21 protein-coding genes, 1 tRNA gene and 1 pseudogene are annotated in these 22668 nt (G+C 33.6%); 15 read left to right on the top strand and 8 right to left on the bottom strand.

Annotated features, from left to right (window positions below; translation table 11 throughout):
• Window positions 1-390: 390 nt before the first annotated feature.
• Together pyrF and prfA are read right to left on the bottom strand one after the other, a co-directional pair.
• Entirely contained in the window at window positions 391-1215 is an 825-nt protein-coding gene (gene pyrF, locus PKC55_RS16350; RefSeq protein WP_135107302.1) for an orotidine-5'-phosphate decarboxylase, read from the bottom strand.
• A 56-nt stretch (window positions 1216-1271) separates the two neighbouring features.
• On the bottom strand, window positions 1272-2357 hold the full coding sequence (prfA, locus tag PKC55_RS16345; RefSeq protein ID WP_135107300.1) for a peptide chain release factor 1: 1086 nt from the start codon (window positions 2355-2357) through the stop codon (window positions 1272-1274).
• Between the two features lie 238 nt (window positions 2358-2595).
• On the opposite strand from prfA, the gene PKC55_RS16340 reads away from it, so the two are divergent.
• On the top strand, window positions 2596-2937 hold the full coding sequence (locus tag PKC55_RS16340; RefSeq protein WP_324373579.1) for a hypothetical protein: 342 nt from the start codon (window positions 2596-2598) through the stop codon (window positions 2935-2937).
• Between the two features lie 784 nt (window positions 2938-3721).
• Here PKC55_RS16340 and PKC55_RS16335 read toward each other — a convergent pair.
• On the bottom strand, window positions 3722-4669 hold the full coding sequence (locus tag PKC55_RS16335; protein WP_291029853.1) for a M28 family peptidase: 948 nt from the start codon (window positions 4667-4669) through the stop codon (window positions 3722-3724).
• Window positions 4670-5069: 400 nt separating this feature from the next.
• On the opposite strand from PKC55_RS16335, the gene pheS reads away from it, so the two are divergent.
• From pheS to PKC55_RS18230, 4 genes are all read left to right on the top strand, one after another.
• Window positions 5070-6089, top strand: coding sequence for a phenylalanine--tRNA ligase subunit alpha (pheS, locus tag PKC55_RS16330; RefSeq protein ID WP_291029851.1), 1020 nt, complete (start codon window positions 5070-5072; stop codon window positions 6087-6089).
• 185 nt (window positions 6090-6274) lie between these two features.
• A tRNA-Arg gene (locus PKC55_RS16325) sits at window positions 6275-6348 on the top strand.
• A 64-nt stretch (window positions 6349-6412) separates the two neighbouring features.
• Window positions 6413-6970, top strand: coding sequence for an RHS repeat-associated core domain-containing protein (locus PKC55_RS16320; RefSeq protein WP_291126624.1), 558 nt, complete (start codon window positions 6413-6415; stop codon window positions 6968-6970).
• A 497-nt stretch (window positions 6971-7467) separates the two neighbouring features.
• Window positions 7468-7776, top strand: coding sequence for an RDD family protein (locus tag PKC55_RS18230; RefSeq protein ID WP_414647292.1), 309 nt, complete (start codon window positions 7468-7470; stop codon window positions 7774-7776).
• 515 nt (window positions 7777-8291) lie between these two features.
• Here PKC55_RS18230 and PKC55_RS16315 read toward each other — a convergent pair.
• Together PKC55_RS16315 and PKC55_RS16310 are read right to left on the bottom strand one after the other, a co-directional pair.
• Window positions 8292-8510 carry a DNA translocase FtsK gene (locus PKC55_RS16315; RefSeq protein WP_524536948.1) on the bottom strand — a complete coding sequence of 73 codons (219 nt, stop codon included), beginning with the start codon at window positions 8508-8510 and terminating at the stop codon, window positions 8292-8294.
• Between the two features lie 6 nt (window positions 8511-8516).
• Window positions 8517-8903: pseudogene (locus PKC55_RS16310) on the bottom strand (DUF4494 family protein); the annotation flags it as partial.
• A 406-nt stretch (window positions 8904-9309) separates the two neighbouring features.
• Between PKC55_RS16310 and PKC55_RS16305 the strand changes: the two are divergent.
• Window positions 9310-9798 carry an Ivy family c-type lysozyme inhibitor gene (locus PKC55_RS16305; protein ID WP_291126610.1) on the top strand — a complete coding sequence of 163 codons (489 nt, stop codon included), beginning with the start codon at window positions 9310-9312 and terminating at the stop codon, window positions 9796-9798.
• A 46-nt stretch (window positions 9799-9844) separates the two neighbouring features.
• Here PKC55_RS16305 and PKC55_RS16300 read toward each other — a convergent pair whose 3' ends face one another.
• The 3 genes from PKC55_RS16300 to PKC55_RS16290 form a co-directional block, all read right to left on the bottom strand.
• Window positions 9845-10246 carry a hypothetical protein gene (locus PKC55_RS16300; protein ID WP_283687710.1) on the bottom strand — a complete coding sequence of 134 codons (402 nt, stop codon included), beginning with the start codon at window positions 10244-10246 and terminating at the stop codon, window positions 9845-9847.
• Window positions 10247-10582: 336 nt separating this feature from the next.
• A complete protein-coding gene (locus tag PKC55_RS16295; protein ID WP_167755472.1) occupies window positions 10583-10756 on the bottom strand; it encodes a hypothetical protein in 174 nt (57 codons plus the stop codon).
• Between the two features lie 65 nt (window positions 10757-10821).
• Complete coding sequence (locus tag PKC55_RS16290) at window positions 10822-11208, bottom strand: group III truncated hemoglobin (RefSeq protein ID WP_283687708.1); 387 nt, start codon at window positions 11206-11208, stop codon at window positions 10822-10824.
• A gap of 902 nt (window positions 11209-12110) precedes the next feature.
• On the opposite strand from PKC55_RS16290, the gene PKC55_RS16285 reads away from it, so the two are divergent.
• The 9 genes from PKC55_RS16285 (at window position 12111) to PKC55_RS16245 (ending at window position 22461) form a co-directional block, all read left to right on the top strand.
• On the top strand, window positions 12111-15098 hold the full coding sequence (locus PKC55_RS16285; RefSeq protein ID WP_324373578.1) for a SusC/RagA family TonB-linked outer membrane protein: 2988 nt from the start codon (window positions 12111-12113) through the stop codon (window positions 15096-15098).
• Window positions 15099-15117: 19 nt separating this feature from the next.
• Window positions 15118-16635, top strand: coding sequence for a RagB/SusD family nutrient uptake outer membrane protein (locus PKC55_RS16280; RefSeq protein ID WP_291126615.1), 1518 nt, complete (start codon window positions 15118-15120; stop codon window positions 16633-16635).
• Window positions 16636-16665: 30 nt separating this feature from the next.
• Window positions 16666-18171, top strand: coding sequence for an endo-1,6-beta-glucanase (locus PKC55_RS16275; protein ID WP_291126617.1), 1506 nt, complete (start codon window positions 16666-16668; stop codon window positions 18169-18171).
• A 22-nt stretch (window positions 18172-18193) separates the two neighbouring features.
• A complete protein-coding gene (locus PKC55_RS16270; RefSeq protein ID WP_291126619.1) occupies window positions 18194-19516 on the top strand; it encodes a DUF5125 domain-containing protein in 1323 nt (440 codons plus the stop codon).
• A 318-nt stretch (window positions 19517-19834) separates the two neighbouring features.
• On the top strand, window positions 19835-20362 hold the full coding sequence (locus PKC55_RS16265; protein ID WP_283687703.1) for an RHS repeat domain-containing protein: 528 nt from the start codon (window positions 19835-19837) through the stop codon (window positions 20360-20362).
• 37 nt (window positions 20363-20399) lie between these two features.
• The gene (locus tag PKC55_RS16260; RefSeq protein WP_324373582.1) at window positions 20400-20906 is read left to right on the top strand and encodes a JAB-like toxin 1 domain-containing protein; all 507 of its coding nucleotides are present in this window, start codon (window positions 20400-20402) and stop codon (window positions 20904-20906) included.
• An 18-nt stretch (window positions 20907-20924) separates the two neighbouring features.
• Window positions 20925-21407, top strand: a complete 483-nt coding sequence (locus tag PKC55_RS16255) for a hypothetical protein (protein WP_283687702.1) — start codon at window positions 20925-20927, stop codon at window positions 21405-21407.
• 322 nt (window positions 21408-21729) lie between these two features.
• Complete coding sequence (locus PKC55_RS16250; RefSeq protein ID WP_283687701.1) at window positions 21730-22131, top strand: hypothetical protein; 402 nt, start codon at window positions 21730-21732, stop codon at window positions 22129-22131.
• A gap of 3 nt (window positions 22132-22134) precedes the next feature.
• A complete protein-coding gene (locus PKC55_RS16245; RefSeq protein WP_291126622.1) occupies window positions 22135-22461 on the top strand; it encodes a hypothetical protein in 327 nt (108 codons plus the stop codon).
• Window positions 22462-22668 lie beyond the last annotated feature (207 nt).

Below are 22668 nucleotides of genomic sequence, written 5' to 3'. Positions count from 1 at the left end.
TAAAGGTAAATTTCATTGTTATCTACCCCTTTAAAGGCGATTTTATCTATCTGCCTGTTTAGGTTAACGTGCTGAAAATATTAAAATGAATATTATATGAGTTAGTCTTCAATTATTCTGAATTTCATTATTGAAATTTGCTACAAAGGAATGGAAAAATTGTATCTTTTTTATAAAAAAATATAATTTTTTTTTAGTTTCAGTTTGTTAATTTTTTAGTCGGCTTATTTTTCTGTTCAATTGCCTCTTAAGTATCTAAATAGAAAAACTCCGAAGCCGTTCCTGTAAACAACTTCGGAGTTCTATTATTTGTATGTCTATATATTACTATATTTATTTCTTTGAGATAAAGATTAGAGACGCTTTGATATATAGACGTAAATAAAATGATCAAATTAATTTTGCTAAATATGTCGCCATTTCTTCTTGCACTTTTTTCGCTTCGGCTGTAGCGGCAAAAGCAAAATCTACAGAATTGTCTGCATAAATTATCGCACGGGAAGAATTTACGAGTAATCCACATTGCGAATTCATACCATATTTTACGACATCGGCAAGGCTTCCTCCTTGTGCACCTACACCCGGAACAAGTAAGAAATGATTAGGTGCATACTTCCGAATATCAGCGAACATTTCTCCTTGTGTAGCTCCCACTACATACATCAATTGCTCGTCAGTTGCCCATTCCTGAGATTTTTTGAGTACCTTTTCGAAAAGACGCTCGCCGTTCTTGTCTTCTGTCAACTGGAAATCATAAGAACCCTTGTTAGACGTAAGGGCTAATAGAATAACCCATTTGTTGGCATATTTAATAAAAGGCTTCACGCTATCTTCTCCCATATAAGGAGCTACGGTGATAGCACTGGCTTTCAGGTCTTCGAATGCAGACATGGCGTACATCTCCGATGTATTGCCTATGTCTCCTCGTTTAGCGTCTAGTATAATAAACTGATCAGGATATCTCAGGCGAATATATTCTATCGTTTTGTGTAAAGCCACGATCCCTTTTACACCTTGGCTTTCATAGAATGCAGCATTGGGTTTGTAAGCGACACAATATTTTGCAGTCGCATCTATTATTGCTGTGTTGAAAGCATAGATAGGATCTTCTTCATCTAATAAAAAAGAAGGGATTTTATTTATATCGGTATCTAACCCCACGCAGAGGAAAGATTTTTTTCTTTTAATATTCTCAAATAATTCTTGCTTTGTCATATTTGTATCTTCAAAATTAGAGTCGCTTTTGTCTTATTTCTAACCCTTTTTATTTTTTACATTTCGCTTTCTTTAAGCCTTTCGGTATTTTCCGCAATTATCAATTGATCTATAATTGGCTGGATTTCTCCATCCATTACTGCCGATAAGTTATATAAGGTTAGATTGATTCTGTGATCAGTCATTCTTCCTTGCGGATAATTGTATGTTCTAATCTTAGCCGAGCGGTCACCTGTCGATACCATTGTCTTACGTTTCGAAGCGATTGCATCCATATATTTAGATAGCTCTATATCATAAAGCTTTGTTCTCAACATTTGCATAGCAAGCTCTCTATTTGCTAATTGAGATCTTGATTGCTGGCATACAACGACCAGACCTGACGGCTTGTGCGTTAGCTGTACTTTGGTTTCAACCTTATTTACATTCTGTCCTCCCGCACCACTCGAACGGGCTGTCTGCATTTCAACATCAGCAGGGTTTATCTCCACGTCAACCTCTTCTGCTTCGGGTAATACGGCAACAGTAGCAGCAGAGGTATGTACTCGCCCTTGAGTTTCGGTTGCAGGGACACGTTGAACGCGATGCACTCCCGATTCGTATTTTAAAATGCCGTATACGCCTTCGCCAGTTACAGTAAATATAATTTCTTTGAATCCCCCGGAAGTTCCCTCGGTAACGCTTGTAATCTCTGTTTTCCAGCCTTTTACTTCACAGTATTTCTGATACATACGATAAAGGTCTCCCGCAAAAATAGCCGCTTCGTCGCCACCTGTTCCTCCGCGTATTTCCATGATTGCATTTTTGCTGTCTTGAGGATCGGCCGGAACCAAAAGAAACTTTATTTCTTCTTCCAACTTAGGCATACGTTCATTTGCAGCATCCATTTCCTCTTTTGCAATTTCTCTTAATTCAGAGTCATTTTCGTTTTCAAGGATATCTTTTGCTTCGTCTATGGTGGCTAGTAGTTGTTTATATTCTCTACGTGCTATATCTATTTTCTCTAAATCGCGATATTCTTTATTCAGTTTGACGTATCTTTTCATATCGGCAATTACGGCAGGGTCTGTAATAAGTTTGCCTATTTCTTCAAAGCGGATATTCAGTGCATCAAGTCTTTCTAATAATGACGAATGGGCCATATCTTAATCTATCTTATATTTAATTTGAGGCAAAGGTACTGAAAAAGGTGTCTAGATTATTACTAAGAGATGGAAAATTTGATTAAGAAATAGCAATTGAGTATCTCTGAATGGAGGCTTTGTTAGTCAATTTTTTAAGGTTTGTATAGTTGTAAGTATATAAAAAAGCAAAGAGACCGAATCCGGTCTCTTTAAAGTTTGACGCATCACTGCATTAAGTGCAGCTAAAAGAACAAATGTGGCAGACCGCATTCCGATGCGCGTGTATGCTTCAACAGAGCTTATAACGGATCTTTTTAACCGTTTTGTTTATAATGTGCCAACATTGGAGCTGGCTGAGGTAATGACCTTTGTTGATCCTGTTTATATTAAGTGGGCTATTGAGCAAATTTTAGGTTGGATGCCCGAAAATAAATGTAAACATCTCTATCATATACACGGAACCGAAGATCAGATTTTCTCTTATGAACATATACGAAATGCATTTCCTGTGGAGGGTGGGGATCACCTGATGGTGGTAAAAAAAGCTGATGCGATAAGTACTATTCTTAGTGGTATTCTTTTGATTAAAGAAAATTAGACTTTCAGAAATCGTGCTAGAGTATATTTACGGCAACTGAATCCTAATTCTTTCTATTGGGATGGTCAATACAATTAATAACAACATCGGCATGACTAGTTTGTAAGGATTTTAATCATTGGATTGCAAATTGGAAGGGATGATGGGTTATTTAATTATTATTCAAAATCAATCTGAGTATCAAGCTCCCGAATCCCCAAAACCATAAAAAGATAACTGTTAGAAGGCTTATAAATGCCCATATCCATTTCTTTTTAGTTGTAAACTTCTCAAAATATTTAAAATAATCTAAATATCTATCTTTGTAGTCTATCAGAAAATAAGCAAAAATATATGAAGGAACACCTAACAGCAAGAGTAAATTATCATCGTTTATATTTATTGCAATATTAACTTCTTGCAAACAAATTAAAACAGAATTTATGGACCCAATATAAATAGATATACTAGAGCATAAAAATGCATACCAGCAAGAGTTATCTTTATTCCATTCTTTTTATTTTCCGAGACCTCTTTTACTGCTTTAATGACTTCTTCTCCTTTTTTATTGTTTTTAAATAAGAAATGATTTATCGGATAGACCGATATTTCATTTATTAATAACCCTAATTTATAAAGATTGAAATATATCAAATTACAAAATTTTATCATAATCATATCAGATTGTTTTTTTTTACTGGTACTTCCCTTTTAGAGATCATTAAGAGTCCGCAGAACGACTTCTAATCGATGTCTCCAGATCTCTTTATATTCGTCTCCTATGTATGCACTGGTAAATTCTCCACTATTTTTTCTTTTTCACAGATGTAGGTTTGTCGATGTTGATAATCGCATAGTAAATGGCGTCAATAACTCCTGCCATTCGTTTAAAATCCAAACGATCCATTTTGTCTCCCGATTTATGATAATTGTGATTGCGATAGAATGCACTATTGGTAATCATCATAGCATCAAAACCGAGTGCCCAATAATTTCGATGATCTGAAAAATCTACCCCTTTTATCATTCCGGGACTTGTCAGACTTTTAGTTTTAATCGTTTTTGCATTGTAAAATTGTTTGGAGAAATCTTTTACAAATTGTCCATGTCCTATTTTCTTCGTTAAGAGTATAAAGTCACCCTTATTGCCATAAAAAAGCTTCATCGGAGCAAAAGGATAACTCTGTGAATCTTCAGCGTCATTGAAGAATCCGATCATTTCTACGGCCACCATCCCATAAACGGGAGTATTGGATTTTTTCAGTTCACTGGCATGGATATAGCTACCCATAGATTGAGTACCAAAGAAGGGTGGTTCTTCGAGGGTATATGCAACTAGTTCTATGGGGCGTATTAAGTTTGATCGACTAAATAACCGAGTCAATTCCAGTATAGCAGTTACACCAGATGCATTATCGTCAGCACCTTCTTGTTCTCCGCAAACATCGTAGTGAGCACCGATTACTACCAACGCTTTTTGTTGTTTTGTTCCAAACCGACAAATAACATTCTTATAATTAATATTGTCTACAGTGTACGTTTGATAATATGTTGTATCTGCATATTGGCTAAATTCTGTGAATATATAGTCTGCCACCTTGTTGAGTGTTACAGTATCCTCAAAGTTGCGAAATCCTTCTGTTTTGGTAATAGCAGTCAGATGTTTTTGTATACGCTCTATATCAGACTGAGCATGCAGATTATGTGTGACAAATAAAAGAATGGATATTATAAAAATGTATATAAGCTTCATTTTTGTGATCTGTAGTTTAATTATGACAAATATAGTTTAATATTCAAGATTTTCTATTTGTTTTATTTCTTATAGGCTAAATTATCTAGTATTAAGAGATTTGTTATTGTTTATAAATAAATTAAAGTGACAATTTAAAATATTACGGATAGCTGTTACTTTTGTTACTTTTTGATGTTTATGTATTTGATATAGTGTTGTTTGTATTCTGTCTGATTTTGCGAGAAATTATAACCTTTTTGGATTTAACGGATACGTGAGATTGTGAAAATCTAGTTTTGTAAAGATGATGAAAAGTTGGGGTAGCTTCTGTGTTAAAATGATTGATAATAAAAAGAAAAGTGTATTTTTGTATTCCAAAGTGAAAAACTTATAAAAGTATAATTCATTATTGAAGTTTATGATTGATAGAATAAATAAGCTGTTGGCAGAGATTGAGGGACTGAAAGCTTCTAAAGCAGATGAGATAGAGGTTTTGCGTATTAAGTATCTTAGTAAGAAAGGTGAAGTATCGGCTTTGATGAACGATTTTCGCACTGTAGCTGCAGAACAGAAACGGGAGGTAGGCATAAAACTAAATGAACTAAAAGAAAAGGCTCAGGAGCGAATAAATCAGTTGAAAGAATCTTTAGAAAATTCTCAGACTGTGGATGAGGCAATCGACCTTACTCGTACTGCTGCGCCTATCGAGCTTGGTACTCGCCATCCGCTATCAATTGTAAGAAAAGAAATTTGTGATATTTTCCGCCGTTTAGGTTTTTCTATAGCCGAAGGTCCTGAGATAGAGGATGACTGGCATGTTTTCTCTTCTCTTAACTTTGCGGAAGATCATCCGGCTCGTGATATGCAGGATACGTTCTTTATTGCACGAAGCCCTGAAATTGTATTGCGTACACATACTTCTTCTGTCCAGACCCGAGTGATGGAGAAGCAGCAACCACCGATACGCATTATTTGTCCCGGCCGAGTGTATCGTAACGAAGCTATTTCGTATCGTGCGCACTGTTTCTTTCATCAGGTTGAGGCATTGTATATAGACAAGAATGTGTCTTTTGCTGATCTAAAACAAGCTTTGTTATTCGTTGCGAAAGAGTTGTTTGGTGCAGATACCAAGATACGTTTGCGTCCTTCATATTTTCCTTTCACAGAGCCTAGTGCTGAGATGGATATTTCATGTAATATTTGTGGCGGAAAAGGCTGCCCATTCTGTAAGCACACCGGTTGGGTAGAGATATTAGGATGTGGTATGGTAGACCCGAATGTGTTGGAAAACTGTGGTATAGATAGTAAAGTATATACGGGATATGCTCTCGGAATGGGAGTGGAGCGTATTACAAATCTTAAATATAGAGTTAAGGATCTTCGTATGTTCTCCGAGAATGATCAACGTTTTCTTGATCAGTTTGAGAGTGCATATTAAGATTTACTTATCGTAGATGCTGAGCGAAGCATTTTATGTATTTTATTTTGTATTTATAAGCATCTTTAAAACAATATTATAGCTTGCTTTTGGCTTCAATAATCACTTTTGAGGAGAAAATACTTTAGAATATATTTGCATAATAAACAAAACTATTTTACCTTTGCATCGCATTTAAGGAAAACGGCTACGTAGCTCAACTGAATAGAGCATCTGACTACGGATCAGAAGGTTGCAGGTTTGAATCCTGCCGTGGTCACTTTTGTGAAGTGGATAAGCGTGTAAATCAATGGTTTACACGCTTATCTTTTTAGGTACTTAGGATAGTACTCTATGATTATTCGGCAAGATATTATGAAAGCGCAGTGGGAAGGTTTACAAGTATCGATCCACATGCAGAAAAGTATTATAGTATATCTCCGTATGCGTATTGCTACAATAATCCTCTAAAATACATTGATCCTAATGGGAACGATGGAATATTAGGGATACTTAGAACGCTTTATAATATTGCTAAAGATATCAAGAATGAAGCTATTGAAGCAAGAGTAACGGTTGGTCTGCAAGCAGGAGGTACTGCGAAAATAGTTAGTTCTAATGTGGGGGCAGAAGCAAATCTTATATCTACAGATGTAGCAGGGTATAGTAATGGAGAACTATTTTATCCCGGAAAAATCGGTGAGGTAAAAAAGGTTGATAAAGAGTTTGTTAAGCAGGGTATTGGCGCCGGTATTGAGGTGTTTAGCTTTAATATGTCAGATATAGAGATAGAAAGAAGATCAGAAAACGGAATGGTTAATGAAGAAAAAATTAGTGTTGGTATTGGACCTTTTTCTATTGAAGATATCGAAACAAAACCAATCAATAGAAACGGAGAATAGACAGGTACGTCTGAGAAAAAACAGAGATTAAAGCGGCAGACATTGGTTTTAAAGCATCATTTTTCGTTGGAGTGGAAGTCAAATTGGATATCAATGAGGTTGGGAAAATATTAGGACGTCATTTAGTAACTAATGAAAGAAAATGATAACAAGTAAAATTCAAGTTTATTCATTGTTTTTGGCAGGGATAATATGTGCTATCGGCTTTATTATCGGAATGATCTCTGCTGACCTGGAGTTAACAATAACATATTTAATTTTTTGCGTAATATTTACGGCTACTGGAGTTTTTTATAAAAAAGAATATAAGTCATGATTAAAAAAGATGTTACTTTTTCAAAAAGATTAATTTCTCTATTAGTGGATGGTTCAGTTATAATAGGTATATATATACCTCTCATATTCATATTATTTATAGTAGGTTTAGGTAACAACTTGATATTTAGAATTCTATTACTGTCTATAATATATTCCTTATTTTTATGTAAAGACATTTTATTTCAACTGGACAAAGTATTGGCAAAAGAATACTTAAACTGAAAGTAAGAGATCTAAATGGCAGAGGGATATCTTCATTTAGATTAGTTTTAAGAAACTTTTTTGTTATAATTTGGCCAGTTGAAATTATAATGTGTTTAATAAATCTACAGAGAAGACTAGGAGATATTCTTATAGGAACAGAGATTGCATATGATAACACGAAGAGTACATTTATTGCTAAAAAAAAAATTCTTTATTTCTTTCACTATTGTAATGACCTTATGTTTTCTACTTTTTTATTCCATATTTTATATACTCATCCCTAAAAACATAATACAACTTCTTTATTCTTAACTATTCACCCTTCGGGATATGTGAGAAGATATTGATGTAGGATTCTTAATCCGCTATATAATTCAATCCTGCCCGTGTTATCATTGGCAGGATTAGTTATTCTACACTCCGTATCTCAAACTCAATATATTCTTTTCCTTTCTTTACTATCTCTGTTTCAACAATAGCCTTTCTTATAAGCTTGTCGTTGAAGCCGTATTTCTTGCTTAAGATGTCTTGAGTCGGTTTTACCGAGTTATCCCCATCAGAAAGGGAGTTGCTAAATCCGAATTTGAAGTGTATCTCATAGGGCGGTTCGGGTATTTTTATTTTAGGAAGAAGCCAGAGTAAAGTACTTTCGTATTGCTTATATTTTTCTATCTTATATCGTCTGCCTTTCCATGCTTCGTTAACTGAGAGGTTTCATGTCGATGCGTACTATTTTATATTTAAAATATAAGGACGATTAATAAAAGCCTCTTTCCATTACGAACTCTCTTTGCTTGTTTTAAGTCATACCCACAGCATTATAGATAATCTCTCTTGGTGATGCTCCATTGAAAGAGCCAACAACTCCTTTGTGCTCCAATTCGTCCATTAATCGTTCTGCGCGATCATAACCGATAGAAAATTGTCGTTGCAGCATGGAGGTTGTTGCTGTATTTTTTTCGATAACTAAGGCTTTGGATTGTTCGAATAATGGATCTTCATATTCATCCTTAAAAATATCAGGTTCTTGTATCGGCTTTTCGACTTTTTTACGGTCATAAGGAAATATATCCATGATTGCCGTCTCTGATAAACTTGCTATTTCATAGTCAGCAAGAGTACCCGACATCCCTTTTTCGACAACTTCCAAAGCTTCTTTTAAAGAGCTAGCCTGTGCTAACATTGTAACTGTCGTTTTCTTTTCCGAGCCACTTTTCTCGTCCAGAGTAACGAAATATATCTTTGTTTTGAAGTAGCGATCGCCATTCTCATTCAGAAACATTTCCGATAGTCTGGCTCGTTTAATATCGGAGATTGTAAACTCACCACTAATATAGAGTCTTATTTCTTCTATTATTCTGGATTCCGCTTCTGTAAAAGAAAGGGTATCGACTAAATATGGTTCAGTCACTAGGGAAGCACTTACAATTAATGTTGTAGGTGTTTTTTTGTTTGTGGAAGGTCTGGTTTAGGTCGTTGCGCAAGCAAAGTTAAACAGAGAGTTAAACCAGTTTAACCAATGAATACAACAGTTAATGTGATGCTCTATAAATCAAAAACTTTATAAAGTGAGGAGTCTCATATTAGAATGGACTTGAAATGCCCATGATGATACACCAAGTAGTATGACTATACTAGCTGAATTTTTCGAATAGATAACTGAATATATTAAAAGCGATTCGAATGTATCCGGAATATTTAGTTGGTAAGAATGAAGTAGTTTATAAATTGTTAAGGAGTTGTAATTTTTGTTTTTTTATTTCACTTGGATTTTTTCTGTTTATATTTTTAGCTTTTAATCTTTAATTTATATAATTATGAAACCAATATTATTTATGGCAATATCCTTAACATTGTCTTTAGGAGCCTCCTCCTGCAAGAAGCAACAGTCATCCAATCAAATCTCAGAAAATAAGGACTCAATTACTTCCGCTATTTCTGGTAATGCAGTTCAAGAAATTAAGATTTTAGACCCGAATAATATCATCGTGAAAAATGAAGGAAAATATCCTTTAGAGGTGAAAATTTTTGAAGACAAATTATTTAATGATAGGCTAAAGACTATAACCGGCTCTGAATATGATGCTATTATTAAGAATTTTAATGTTGAAACTCCAATAGTTTCAGAGAGTGGTATTTATAAATTTTCTGGATGCAAACAACATGATTGCCTTAGTTTTCAGACTATAATTTATTACGATGCTAAAACGGATAACATAAATGTAATTATCAACAAAAATGATAAAGTTTCATCTTTTAGTGAAAAAGGAAAAATTGATATTTCAGAAACACTCAGTAAAAAATAAGATATCAAACAATATTAAAAAATCCGAACAATTCTGCTCGGATTTTTTATTTCGGTTTAATAAAAATCGCATCTCCGTTTGATCTTAGTTCGTAGACATAATACTTCCTTTTATAATACCCCTCCCTAATAAATCTTATTTCGATAGCATCTTTTTTTACTTGAATACCGTCAATATTTTCATACTTAAAAATGTCGAGACATATTCCACCCAATAAATATTTACCTTCAATAATATCTAAAGGGATATTATTTTCCAATATATCAATTAAGGTTTGAGAATCTGGAAACTCTTCCTCATTTGAAGCAGCTATTGAATATATCTGTTTAGAGGTATCTATTCCTATTGCAAAAGGATAAAACTCTCCTGCTTCTTTCAGGAAAATAGCTGCTAATTTCTTTATCTCTTCGCAGATTAATTCTTCGTACTCGTCGTTCTGTGATTCCATAGTTAGACTTTTTTACAAAAAAAATAAAAAACAATTTCATTTATGTTACAATAAAGCAGGTTCTTAAACTTAAAATAAAACCAATCTAAATACTTTTATTTCTTTCAAGGACAAAAAGCTAGTGTCTCGTGACGAATAAGAAAGGCAACCATAACGGTTGCCTTTTGTTTTATTACTCTGGAAGTTTTCTTTTCCTGATTAATGATGCTCTATAACGAAGAATACTTATTGTAGGGAATATTAAGTCTGATTGTATAAATAGATGTTCTTCTGTAAAATTTGAAAAATTAAATTACATCTATCAGAAAAGTAACACCATGTCCCCAAAAGCATGACTTAAAACATTATAATTAGTTTCCAGTTTATATGTCTGTTCTCATGCATAGGCATTCTATTTCCTCGAGATATAGACATTGTAACAGATTCTGCTATTCCCATAGCTCTCCATACACCACTTTTAGGACATTTATCACCTGTTCGGGCACTCATACCCAGACGTGGTTTCATCATAATTATTTTCTATTTAATTTATAAAGTACAAATATAGAGATTAATTTTTATACAATATTTGCATGTTATTTATTTGCCTTGTCACGTATATACGCTAATTTATCCTGGAATATATCAGCTATCTTATATGCACGGTTTTTAGCCTCATTAGCAATTGGCCCAACGAAAAGACTGTCCACTGTCTCTGTGAAAAGGTCTAGCCATCGGTCAAAATGTTCTTTGTCTATAGGCAATTGTGCGTGTGGAGGGAATGGAAATCCCGCATAAGTCTTTTCCCCTAACAGTATTCCTTGCCAGAAAGAGTATAATTTAGCAAGATGTTCCGGCCAATGGTTTTGTATTTTATCATTGAAGATAGGGCCAATTAAATTATCTCTTCTGACCTTACCATAAAAAATATCAACCATTTTCTTTATGTCTTTAATATCTTCTATATCTTTAGTTGGTGTCATATCTATTTCTCTTTAATAAAAACAAAATGTTTTCATCAAAGATAGGTATTTATTCCAAATTCTATTTTATAAATGTTTTGACGTCCTCTTTGAGGAGTTCGGTAACTTATTTATTAATCTTCAGATTTGAATAAGAAGTATTAATCGGAAGGGGTTTGTATTCATTCAAAATAGTCAATCCAGTCAATATTATCATTGGCAGGATTATTTATCTATATATGACTTAAGGGTAGAAAAAAGGTGACAGAGAAATATATACAAAAAGCTGTTACTTTTGTATCTTTTTTAGTTCAGTCAGCCTTAGCTATAAAAATAGACGGCCTAAGTCTGATTTCAGAATACTCTTTGTTTTCAGCTTTATTTTTAAAAGAGTGATACAGTACGACTAAAGCTTGTGGCCTACTCAGTCAGATATTATTAGAATTCGGCTGTTTTTTGTACGAGGAGGTGTAAATGTTCAAAACTGATATTGTTTAAATCTAATTATAGTAATGTATAACAGCTAAATTTTGTCAATTGTAAATACTCTACCTCGTGGGAAATACTTATAACTATCGAGTGAAATTTAAAAATAGAGTTGATATTTTAAAAAGCAAGGTTGAATATAGCTTCAATAAAATAGAATAATAATAATGATGTAGTACATATTTTTACTACTTTTTTTATATCTTTTTTTGTTTTAATAATTTGTTTGTCAGTGCATTGTGTTTTTGTTTAACTACTTTTATACTCACCAGAATTTATGCCATATATCTGATTGGATACCTTTGAATCAATTGATTTTCTATTCACATATAGTTTATTCTTAATAGATATATTATAAGATAAAGAGTAAACTAACAGTGAAACGAAATTTCTAATACTAAAACACTAAAATTTTAATAACCATGATTAAGAGTCTCATGTCTAAGAAAAGATGTAGTAGTAAAAAGCAACCATTCTACTGGTTTTTCTTCTTTTTAGTTTGCTTAAGTCCACTTCTTGGTGTTGCTCAAAACAAAGAGCTGACAATAACAGGAACAGTAGTAGATGAATTTAATGTACCCCTACAAGCTGTCAGCGTTGTAATTAAAGGGACAACCCGAGGTGTGCTAACCGATCTTGATGGTATGTATACATTAAATGCTAATCAAAAAGACATTTTAGTATTTTCTCAACTTGGAATGACTACAGAAGAAGTCTCTGTTGGAGAACAGACTACTATTAATGTAAAATTATCAGAAAAAGTTAATAATCTCGAAGAACTAGTTGTAATTGGTTATGGAACCGCAAAGCGTAAAGATGTTACTACATCCATATCAACCGTATCTACTAAAGATTTAGATCAACGACCAATTACATCTGCAGGACAAGCTATACAAGGAAAGGTAGCAGGAGTATCTGTTATAGAGCCTAGTGGAGCTCCTGGTGGTGAATTATCTATTCGTGTACGTGGAACAACTTCATTTAATGGAAGTAACGATCCTCTTTATGTTGTAGATGGGGTGCCTGTCGATAAGATCGATTTTCTTGCGCCAAATGATATCACGAGTATGCAGATAATGAAAGATGCTTCGGCTGCAGCTATATATGGTTCACGAGCAGCTAATGGAGTTGTATTAATTACTACTAAAAGTGGTCAAAAAGGAGAACCTAAAATAACATTCAATGCGCAATATGGTTTTGATAAAGTAATCAATAATATAAAGGTTCTGAATACAGAACAATATGTTGAGTTGCAAAGAGAGTTAGGAAATGTATTGCCAGATGGGCTTAAAGACCAAACTGATTGGTTTAAGGAAGCGTATCAAACAGGTAGTACACAAAGTTATCAAGTGTCGGTCTCTGATGGAACTGACAGATTGAAATATTTTTTATCAGCGGGCTACCTTGATCAAAAAGGAACATTAAATGCTGCATTTTATAAACGTTACAATATTAGAGCAAATATCGAAAATGATGTTCGTAAATGGCTGAAGGTTACAGCAAATATTTCTTATTCAGATCGGTCTAAAAATGACCTAATTACAGGACAAGGATCTAATCGTGGAGGGGTTGTCCTCTCTGTAATAAACACACCAACTTATGCTCCTGTTTGGGATCCTAATAACCCTAAACAGTACTATGACGACTTTAATGGTGCAAATATAACTCATCCATTAGAGAATATGGAGAGAAGCAAAAATGATAAACAACGAGAAGATCGTCTAATTCTATCAGGAAGTGCGTTGATTACTTTCATGCCTGAGCTAAATTTTAAGTCAACTATTAGTCTTGATAGAAGAAATGGTTTAAATACAGCATTTCTAGACCCGATAACTACAAGTTGGGGACGTCAACAAAATGGTACAGGTAAAGATGAAAGAAATAGAAATTCTATAATAACCTTTGATAACATACTTACTTATAGTAAGCGTTTTAACAAACATAGCCTAGAGACAATGTTAGGGACTTCGTATACTGAATCCGAGTATCTTAATAGTTGGATCAATGGATCCCATTATAGGTCTTCTGACATCCAGACGTTAAATGTAGCTAATAAAATCGCATGGGATAATACTGGAAGTGCAGGATCAGAATGGGGTATGATGTCGTATTTTGGCCGTGTCGCTTATAACTATAATAGTAAATATTTATTAACTGTAAATGTTCGTAGAGATGCTTCTTCTAGATTACATCCAGATAGTCGATGGGGTACATTTCCGTCTACTTCTGCAGCATGGAGGATCTCTTCTGAAGAATTTATGAAAAACTTTGAATGGTTAGATGATCTCAAAATTCGAGCAGGATGGGGTAAGACTGGTAATCAGTCTGGTATTCATGATTATGCTTATTTACAGCGATATAGAGTACAACGTTTACCGTGGTTTGAAGATAAATATATAAATGCTGTACCAATCTTAATTCAAGATAACTTAAGAGCTAAAGATCTTAAATGGGAAACTACAACACAAAGCAATGTTGGCATTGATTTTACAGGTTTCGGAAGTCGCTTGAATGTAACTCTTGATTATTATCACAAGAAAACTACAGATATGTTGATGAATGTAACTATGCCAAGTACAGGAGCAAGTTCCATTGATAAAATACAACGTAATGAGGGCGAAATGAAAAATAGTGGCTTTGAAGTTGCTGTTAATTCTAGAAATATACAAGGGCAATTCTCTTGGGATACAGACTTTAATATTTCATTTAATAAAAATAAATTGACTAAACTCCAAACTAAGCCTTTGTACGATGATGGCAAAACTAGTGATCATGTAAATGCTAGTGTTGTTTACAACAGACCGGGGAAAGCCTTAGGTAGTTTTTGGGGATATATAAGTGATGGTGTAAATCCTGAAACCGGAGAGCTTATGTATAGAGACTTAGACGGAAATGGAAAAGTTAGCCCGGGAGACCAAACATATATCGGAGATCCTAATCCAGATTTTACATTTGGTTTGACAAATAATTTTTCTTACAAAAATTTCTCTTTAAGCATTTTTATTCAGGGATCTTACGGAAATGATATTTACAATGCGTCTCGTATGGAAACAGAAGGAATGTATGATGATAAAAATCAGACTACCGTTGTTTTAAACAGATGGAGAATCCCTGGACAAATAACGGATGTTCCTAAAGCTCGATTTGATATGAAAAATTCTACGTATTTCATTGAGGACGGTAGTTATTTGCGTGTGAAGAGTGTTTCTCTATCATATAATATAAAAAATAATGTTTTGACGAAACTAGGTATCAGTCGTTTACAGCCCTATTTTACAGCAAATAACTTACTGACTTGGACTAATTATTCTGGAATGGACCCTGAAGTTAATCAATGGGGAAATAGCGGAGCCGTTCAAGGTATAGATTGGGGTACTTATCCTCATAGCAAATCATATGTATTTGGTGTTAATCTAGAATTCTAACAAATAAATCGAAGTAATTATGATACTCAAAAATATATTAAAATTTATCGTAGGTGGAATTATCGTTCTTGCACCCACATCATGCTCGCTCGATCATGATCCAATATCAGATTATTCTGATGTGACAGAAGGTTTCAATCAGGGCGGAAAAGAAGTCGTATTCAAAGATAAAGCAGCTGTTGAAACTCAATTAAGGGCTCTCTATAACGAATTGAAGGATCAGGAATGGTATATCGATAAAATATTGCTTACAGATAGCCACTCCGATAATGCTTATGCTGGAGCTTTTAATGCCGAAGTATTGCCATTTGAAGACAACTCTATAGATGGTACAAATACAGTATTGAGTAGAGACTGGAATCGCTACTTGAAGCAAGTAGGGATGGCAAACAAGTTGATAATATACGCAGATAGTGTTGGGGATAAATCTTTGACCGATACAGAAATTAAAGAATATCAAGCACAAGGAATGATATTTCGATCATTAATATTGTTTGACATGGTACGTATGTGGGGAAATATACCATTGGTGACAGTTATAGCACCGGATATCACCTCTGAAAATTTTGAAGAAGTGTACCCATTATATTTTCCTCCTCAGACTCCAGAAATAGATGTATATAAGAAATTAGAATCAGATCTATTATTTGCGACTCAACATGCACCCAACAATAACAATGCAGACAAAACTTTGATGACTAAAACTGTCGCTAGATCTTTATTAGCAAAGGTATATGCAGAAAAACCAATAAGAGATTATGACAAGGTAGTTCAGTATTGCGATGAGGTTGCTACAGATGGAATAGACTTAGTTGATGATTATACTCTTTTGTTTGGGATGAATAATGAGGTTACAGACATTAAGGCTCGTAATACAAAAGAGTCTATATTGGAGGCTCATTTTGTTGCAGGAGGAGGCAATTGGTGTTACATGATGTTTGGACGAGATTTGCTCAATTGGGATGCAAATTTTACATGGAATAAATGGGTAACACCTTCAAGAGATCTAATAAAACTTTATGAAATACAGAATGATGTTAAACGCTATAAGGAATCTATCGTATATTACGAATGTGGATGGTCTCTTTATTATCCTAAAGATAATTATCCTTTCATGTACAAATGTCGTTCATCTCAAAGTAGTATCATTCATTTGCGCTATGCAGATATATTACTACTCAAAGCAGAAGCTTTGTTATTAAAATCTTCACCGGATCTAAATGGTGCCGCCAATATTATTAATACTATCAGAAAAAGAGCTCAATTGCCAAATTTATCTAATGACGATAAATCAAGTAAAGATAAACTATTTGAAGCTCTGATGAAAGAACGTAGAATGGAGTTGGCATTTGAGGGCCAACGTTGGTTTGATTTGATTCGCTTAGACTTAGTTGAAAGCGTTATGAATAATGTTTTTGTAAAGGATAGTGGGCGAACTCCTATAAAATGGAGTTTTACAAAAAACTCTCAAAGGTTGCCGATTCCATTATCTGTGATTGATAATAACCCCAATATAGTCCAAAATGAAGGGTATTAAAAGTTATATCATACAAATAGAAAAACAAGAATGAATATACTGAAATATACTTTTACTCTATTCTTATCCACTATAGTCCTTTTTTCTTGTAGTGGGAGTAGAATAAGTAATAAGGATGAGATAGATGATATAGCTGTAAATGATAAAGTGGTGACTGTATATGTCACCACTAATACACGATCTTTAGAATTTGTAAAACAAGAGATTCCGTTTAGCGAAAAGACAGATAATATGTCTCCTCTAACAATTAACTTGATAGCGAATCAAACATATCAGATAATGGATGGTTTTGGCGCTGCCATAACTGGATCTACGGCCTATAATTTGCTGCAAATGCAAAAGCTTGATCGTGATAAATTTCTGAATGAAACATTTTCAGAGAAAGGTGGCGCTGGGTATAGCTATGTCAGAATAGCTATCGGCTGTTCTGATTTTTCACTCAGTGAATATACTTGTTGTGATAAAGAGGGGCTCGAAAACTTTGCTTTGCAGAGTGAGGAATTAGAATATGTAATACCTATACTCAAGGAAATATTAACAATCAACCCTAATATAAAAGTAATGGGTTCTCCTTGGACTGCACCTCTTTGGATGAAAGTTAATAATTTGAAGGACTTGAGAGCTTATAACTCATGGACAAGTGGTCAACTAAATCCAAAATATTATCAGGATTATGCTGTCTATTTTGTGAAGTGGATAAAAGCAATGCAAGATCATGGTATTAAAATATACTCAATAACTCCTCAAAATGAGCCTTTAAACAGAGGTAATTCCGCTTCTATGTTTATGGGCTGGAAAGAACAGAATGAGTTTGTAAAAACAGCTTTAGGCCCTCAATTTAAAAACGCGGGAGTAACAACAAAGATATATTTGTATGATCATAATTATGACTATGACAGGGGTAAAGATGATACTAAAGATCAAACTCAGTTTCCTTTAAAGATTTATAAAGATGTTGAAACTTCTCAATATGTTGCAGGTGCAGCATATCATAATTATGGAGGAAGTAAAGATGAGCTTCTAGATATCCATCATGCAAATCCGGAGAAAGAACTTATATTTACAGAGACTTCAATTGGGACATGGAATGATGGTCACAATTTTCAGAAACGTTTGATAGATGATATGGAGGAAATAGCATTAGGCACTATAAATAATTGGTGTAAAGCTGTGATTGTATGGAATCTGATGCTGGATACAGAGCGAGGTCCATTTAGACCTGGTGGGTGTGACGTATGTTATGGGGCGGTTGATCTCAATAAAGTAGATTATAAAACAATTACTCGTAATTCTCATTATTTCATAATATCTCACCTTTCTTCTGTAGTTAAACCCGAAGCTCTACGCATAGGTACCTCTGGATATAAAGATATGGAGCTAATTCATTCAGCATTTAAGAATACTGATGGCAGTTATGCCCTTGTTATACTAAATAAATCTAGTAAGTTGAAAAAAATAAATGTCTATGATGGAACAAAGAGCTTTACACATGAAATTCCAGCTCAATCGGTTGTTTCTTATCGTTGGTTTAATTAATAATTATAATATCTTAAAAATTATGAAAATATTTATATATATATCTTTACTCTCTGTAGCATTATTTTTATCGTGCTCGGACGATGATAGCGACAAAAAAACTGGGAATCCCACTATGAATATTCAAACAGAGTTTTCTAATGCAATGTTCGGAGATAGTCTACCTTTTAAAGTAAATGTATCAGATGATGTACCTCTTTCTACACTTAAGGTTAAGCTTTATTATGGAGAAAAGATCGTATCAGATGTAGTCATTAGAACTAAAACAGAGGGAGAGTACTCGGGTAAGATATTTGTACCATTTTTGAAAGAAATTCCTGATGGTATAGCTAAGCTTGAGTTTGTTTTACAGAATATAAATTTTACAACTACTGATAAAACATACGAACTTCTTCTTATCAGACCTCAATACCCTTACTTAACTTTTGTGACCAAAGACAAGGAGTACCGAATGGAACGCATCGGTGAAAATCGTTATGCATTGACTACGAATCTTCCCCAAAAGATTAAAGGTTTTATTAAGAGTCCGACTGTTACTTCTATAGGTAATTCTATAAATTTTGGATGGGAGGATAATGGGATATCTCAAGGATCAACTAATGATATTACATTCTCTAATCTTACATCTGGCGAGTATACAATCTTATTCAACACTTTCGATTATACGGCAGCCCCATTTATTGTCGCTTATGCAATAAATGGTACTGAAATGGAAAAAATTGACGATGATAACTTTAAGATAGATTTACAGTTAACCAAAGGACAGGAAGTTAAGGTTGATGGTATCGATGGCTTTGACGAATGGTGGGTAGATCAAGACTTTTTCTCTAAAAATGATGACAAGCTTATATTCAATGCTATCGATGGTAAATACCGTATAAGTGCAGACTTTTCCTTAAAATACTTGAAGGTAGAAGTGATGGATGGTGAAAATCTGGCAAGTTTAAAAGCTGATGGGACTGGCACAATATGGCTTATTGGTGATAGTCAAGGAAAACCTTCATTGAAAAATACAGGATGGGATCCCCAAAAAGGTGTATGTATGGTTCCTATGGGAAATGGTATATTTCAAATAACTTTTGTTGCAGGAGAGACTATAATCGCAGACAGAGTTAATTTTGTATTTTTCCATACAAAAGATTGGGCTCCATCATTCGGCCCAGAGACACTTACAGTGAATAGTGAAGTCTTTATTATAGGACAAGGACAATCAGTAAATGGGGTAGATAAAGGTAATATTGCATTAGCTCCGGGTAAAACGCTAACTAAAGGTAAAGCATATAAATTTGTTATAGATGTTTCGCAGGGAATCGATAAAGCCACACTCATGGTTACAGAGAAGTGATATTACCCATTAAAGGTTAATTATATATAAAAGCAGATTGCAACTTTTTTTAAGTTGTAATCTGCTTTTATATATAATTAGCTTTAGAATATACAAAGAGTTTATTGCCTGCCTAATATTATTAAGAGTGTTAAAGATTAAGTAATGTATATACAATAATTATAAATGTGAAATAAAATTTCTAATACATGATAATTCAACCTTTCTGTGAGTTTCATTATTCTTAGGATTATTTATCTATAATGATCTTAAGGGAATAAACAAGGTGACAGAAAAATATATACAAATAGCTGTTACTTTTACATACGCTTCGCTCCTGTGATCGTTGGTTGTCACTTTTTCGTTAAGTTTGTTCTTAGCTATAGAGATAGCATACTGGTTGACGGAGGATATATAGAAGGAGGAGTTTATCATTACTATATGACAGACCATTTGGGTAACAACCGTGTGGTGGTGAATGCAAGCGGTACGGTAACCCAAAGAAATCATTACTATCCGTTCGGAACAGCTTTTGCAGAGAATACTGTAGATGAACACAAGAAACAGCCGTACAAATACAATGGCAAGGAGCTGGATCAGATGCACGGATTGAACCTGTATGATTATTCGGCAAGGTATTATGAAAGTGCAGTGGGAAGGTTTACAACAGTTGATCCGTTAGCAGAGAAATATTATTCAATATCTCCATATGTCTATGTAGCAAATAATCCACTGAAATATATAGATCCAGATGGTATGGATATTTATTTAATAGGAGAAGATGGTAAGATTACTCTTGCTTTGAAAACGGAAGATAAACATGATCAGTTAGTTGCAACAAAAAAGATCAATATGGGTATACTATGATTACCAACAGGTCGCTAAATGTAGATGATAAAGAAATATTACCTGCATTTGTTGGAAAAATGATTTTTCTTTTGTAACAACGTCTAATGTAAACGATGCATTTAATGTATTTAAGTTTGCCTCAGATAATTCAGATGTAGAATGGGGATTAGACGGCTATCAATCCACAAAAGGAGGAAACCGTTACGTGCTTAGAACAAGTTTTTCGGACGAAGCTGTTGGTTATAGGCATGGCTTATATGGAGATGAAGATATGATTTTTAATATGCATACGCATCCTGGTGGAGATGATACAAAAATGGCATCAGGGCAAATTTCACCGTTCGGATATGAAGGAGGGGATATGTCTAACTTAGCAAAAAGATATAATAATGCCAAGAGTGTAAATAAAAAATATCCTACTGCATACCCTAAACATTTTATTTATCATAAAAATAGCCAAAGTCTAATTTATTTTAATGATAAAACAACGAGTAAATTGCTAGGGCCGATTAAAAGTACGACTCAACTTAGAAAAACTGTATTAGGATATAAAAATTGGTAAGATAATTAATAGTAAGTAATGAAAAAGAAAATAATATTCTTAGTGTTAATACTTTTAATCTTTATTTCTTGTATAGAAAAGAATAATAGAAAAAAAGACTTGACTAATATAATGAATAAATCTCTTACTGACAAGATAGAAGAAGTTATTGAGGAACAGAAAATTAAGTATAAATATCCTATGAAAGGAAAAAGAATAGTAACTATATCATTTGATAACTTCTCAAATTGTTTGATAAAAATCAGTACTGATTTTTATTATGATGCAGACAGAATTGATGGTTATACCTTTTTTGACGGTTATTTAATAGTCTTTTACAATGCACATAGTATCTGCAGTAAAGATATGCTTAATATTAACGCTTTAACAATATTTAAAGATTCTATTGCTGGATATAAAGATTATTCTCAATTAAATATGGACTATGAGATTATAACAAAAACATATAAAATAATAAATAAAGATAGTTTAATTCCCATACACAGAATTCAGTGCCGATAGGCAGTACTTCCTCGTCCCTTCGGATTTGCTCGAAGATTAATAGTAATCAGTATATTTATTTGATATAAACTAATCCTGCCAATATTATCATTGGCTGGATTAGTTATCTATATATGACTTAAGGGAATAAAAAGGTGACAGAGAAATATATGCAAAAAGCTGTTACTTTTACATACGCTTCGCTCCTGTGATCGTTGGTTGTCACTTTTTCATTAAGTTTGTTATTAGCTATAGAGATAGCCAGTGATTGACGGAGGATCTATAGAAGGAGGAGTTTATCATTACTATATGACTGACCATTTGGGTAACAACCTCCTTTCTTTTGGGATATAGTGCTCAATTAAATCTTGGATATATACCAAGTGATGGTGTATTTATAAATTTAACGGGAGGCTTTGTTTTTGGAATTGATTTCTCTCATGGTATCAGTGGAGTTGTTGGAAATTACGTTGGAGATGCAGTTCCAACAGCTGAAACTTTAAAAGGGCCAGCATGGGCACTAGATGGAGGTGCAGGCGGCTTAACTATAGGAACGAGTAAAGATGTAGTTCAATCAAATCCTGTTGAAATAGGTCAGACTGGTAGTTATAAATATGACGAAAAAGCAGGAACAAATTGGAATATGAGAAGTATAGGATATTCTGTTGGATCAAAAACTCTTTTTTCTGGGAGCGTAAAAAGAACATATACAACATCTCCTTTGTATTTACATAAAACAAAATAAATAATGAAGATTAAAAAATATTGTTTTGTTGTTATAATATTTTTTTTATGTATAGCAGGTAGTAATAAGGAATATAGACAAGCATGTATTAACGAGGACTACACAGGACTTATTACAAAGATTTACAAAGATTCTTGGAACCATGATGTGTATACATTTGAAATAACAACAAAAGATAAGGGTACAATTCAAGTTATTGCAGAGTTCTATTCGAAGTCTTGGGCTTTTGCATCTCCTTATGACTCTATTATTAAACATAAAGGTGATAGTTATATAACTATTAAGAAAAAAACAGGGGTATCAAGGCAATTTGAAACTAGATTTAAATAAACGGAGAGGAGTATATATAAGTTTCTTATATGTTAGATTATTATTATTATTATTATTATTATTATTATTCGCCACTTTCGTCCCTTCGGATTTGAAATCCGAAGACTTATAATTAAGGATTTCCAATCCACTATAATTCAATCCTGTCAATGTCATCATTGGCAGGATTATTTATCTATATATGACTTAAGGGTAGAAAAAAGGTGA

This window comes from Dysgonomonas sp., assembly GCF_035323175.1.
Lineage (GTDB): Bacteria > Bacteroidota > Bacteroidia > Bacteroidales > Dysgonomonadaceae > Dysgonomonas.
Note: the sequence above shows the minus strand (reverse complement) of the source record. Positions and strands in the feature narration are given on the sequence as shown.

Excerpts from the sequence above, each read along its gene's own strand:
- PKC55_RS16285 (WP_324373578.1), top strand. The coding sequence starts at position 12,111 with ATGTCTAAGAAAAGATGTAGTAGTAAAAAGCAACCATTCTACTGGTTT.
- PKC55_RS16305 (WP_291126610.1), top strand. The coding sequence starts at position 9,310 with ATGAAACCAATATTATTTATGGCAATATCCTTAACATTGTCTTTAGGA.
- PKC55_RS16270 (WP_291126619.1), top strand. The coding sequence starts at position 18,194 with ATGAAAATATTTATATATATATCTTTACTCTCTGTAGCATTATTTTTA.
- PKC55_RS16295 (WP_167755472.1), bottom strand. The coding sequence starts at position 10,756 with ATGATGAAACCACGTCTGGGTATGAGTGCCCGAACAGGTGATAAATGT.
- PKC55_RS16335 (WP_291029853.1), bottom strand. The coding sequence starts at position 4,669 with ATGAAGCTTATATACATTTTTATAATATCCATTCTTTTATTTGTCACA.
- pheS (WP_291029851.1), top strand. The coding sequence starts at position 5,070 with ATGATTGATAGAATAAATAAGCTGTTGGCAGAGATTGAGGGACTGAAA.
- PKC55_RS16245 (WP_291126622.1), top strand. The coding sequence starts at position 22,135 with ATGAAGATTAAAAAATATTGTTTTGTTGTTATAATATTTTTTTTATGT.
- PKC55_RS16290 (WP_283687708.1), bottom strand. The coding sequence starts at position 11,208 with ATGACACCAACTAAAGATATAGAAGATATTAAAGACATAAAGAAAATG.
- prfA (WP_135107300.1), bottom strand. The coding sequence starts at position 2,357 with ATGGCCCATTCGTCATTATTAGAAAGACTTGATGCACTGAATATCCGC.
- PKC55_RS16300 (WP_283687710.1), bottom strand. The coding sequence starts at position 10,246 with ATGGAATCACAGAACGACGAGTACGAAGAATTAATCTGCGAAGAGATA.
- pyrF (WP_135107302.1), bottom strand. The coding sequence starts at position 1,215 with ATGACAAAGCAAGAATTATTTGAGAATATTAAAAGAAAAAAATCTTTC.
- PKC55_RS16255 (WP_283687702.1), top strand. The coding sequence starts at position 20,925 with ATGAAAAAGAAAATAATATTCTTAGTGTTAATACTTTTAATCTTTATT.
- PKC55_RS16280 (WP_291126615.1), top strand. The coding sequence starts at position 15,118 with ATGATACTCAAAAATATATTAAAATTTATCGTAGGTGGAATTATCGTT.
- PKC55_RS16275 (WP_291126617.1), top strand. The coding sequence starts at position 16,666 with ATGAATATACTGAAATATACTTTTACTCTATTCTTATCCACTATAGTC.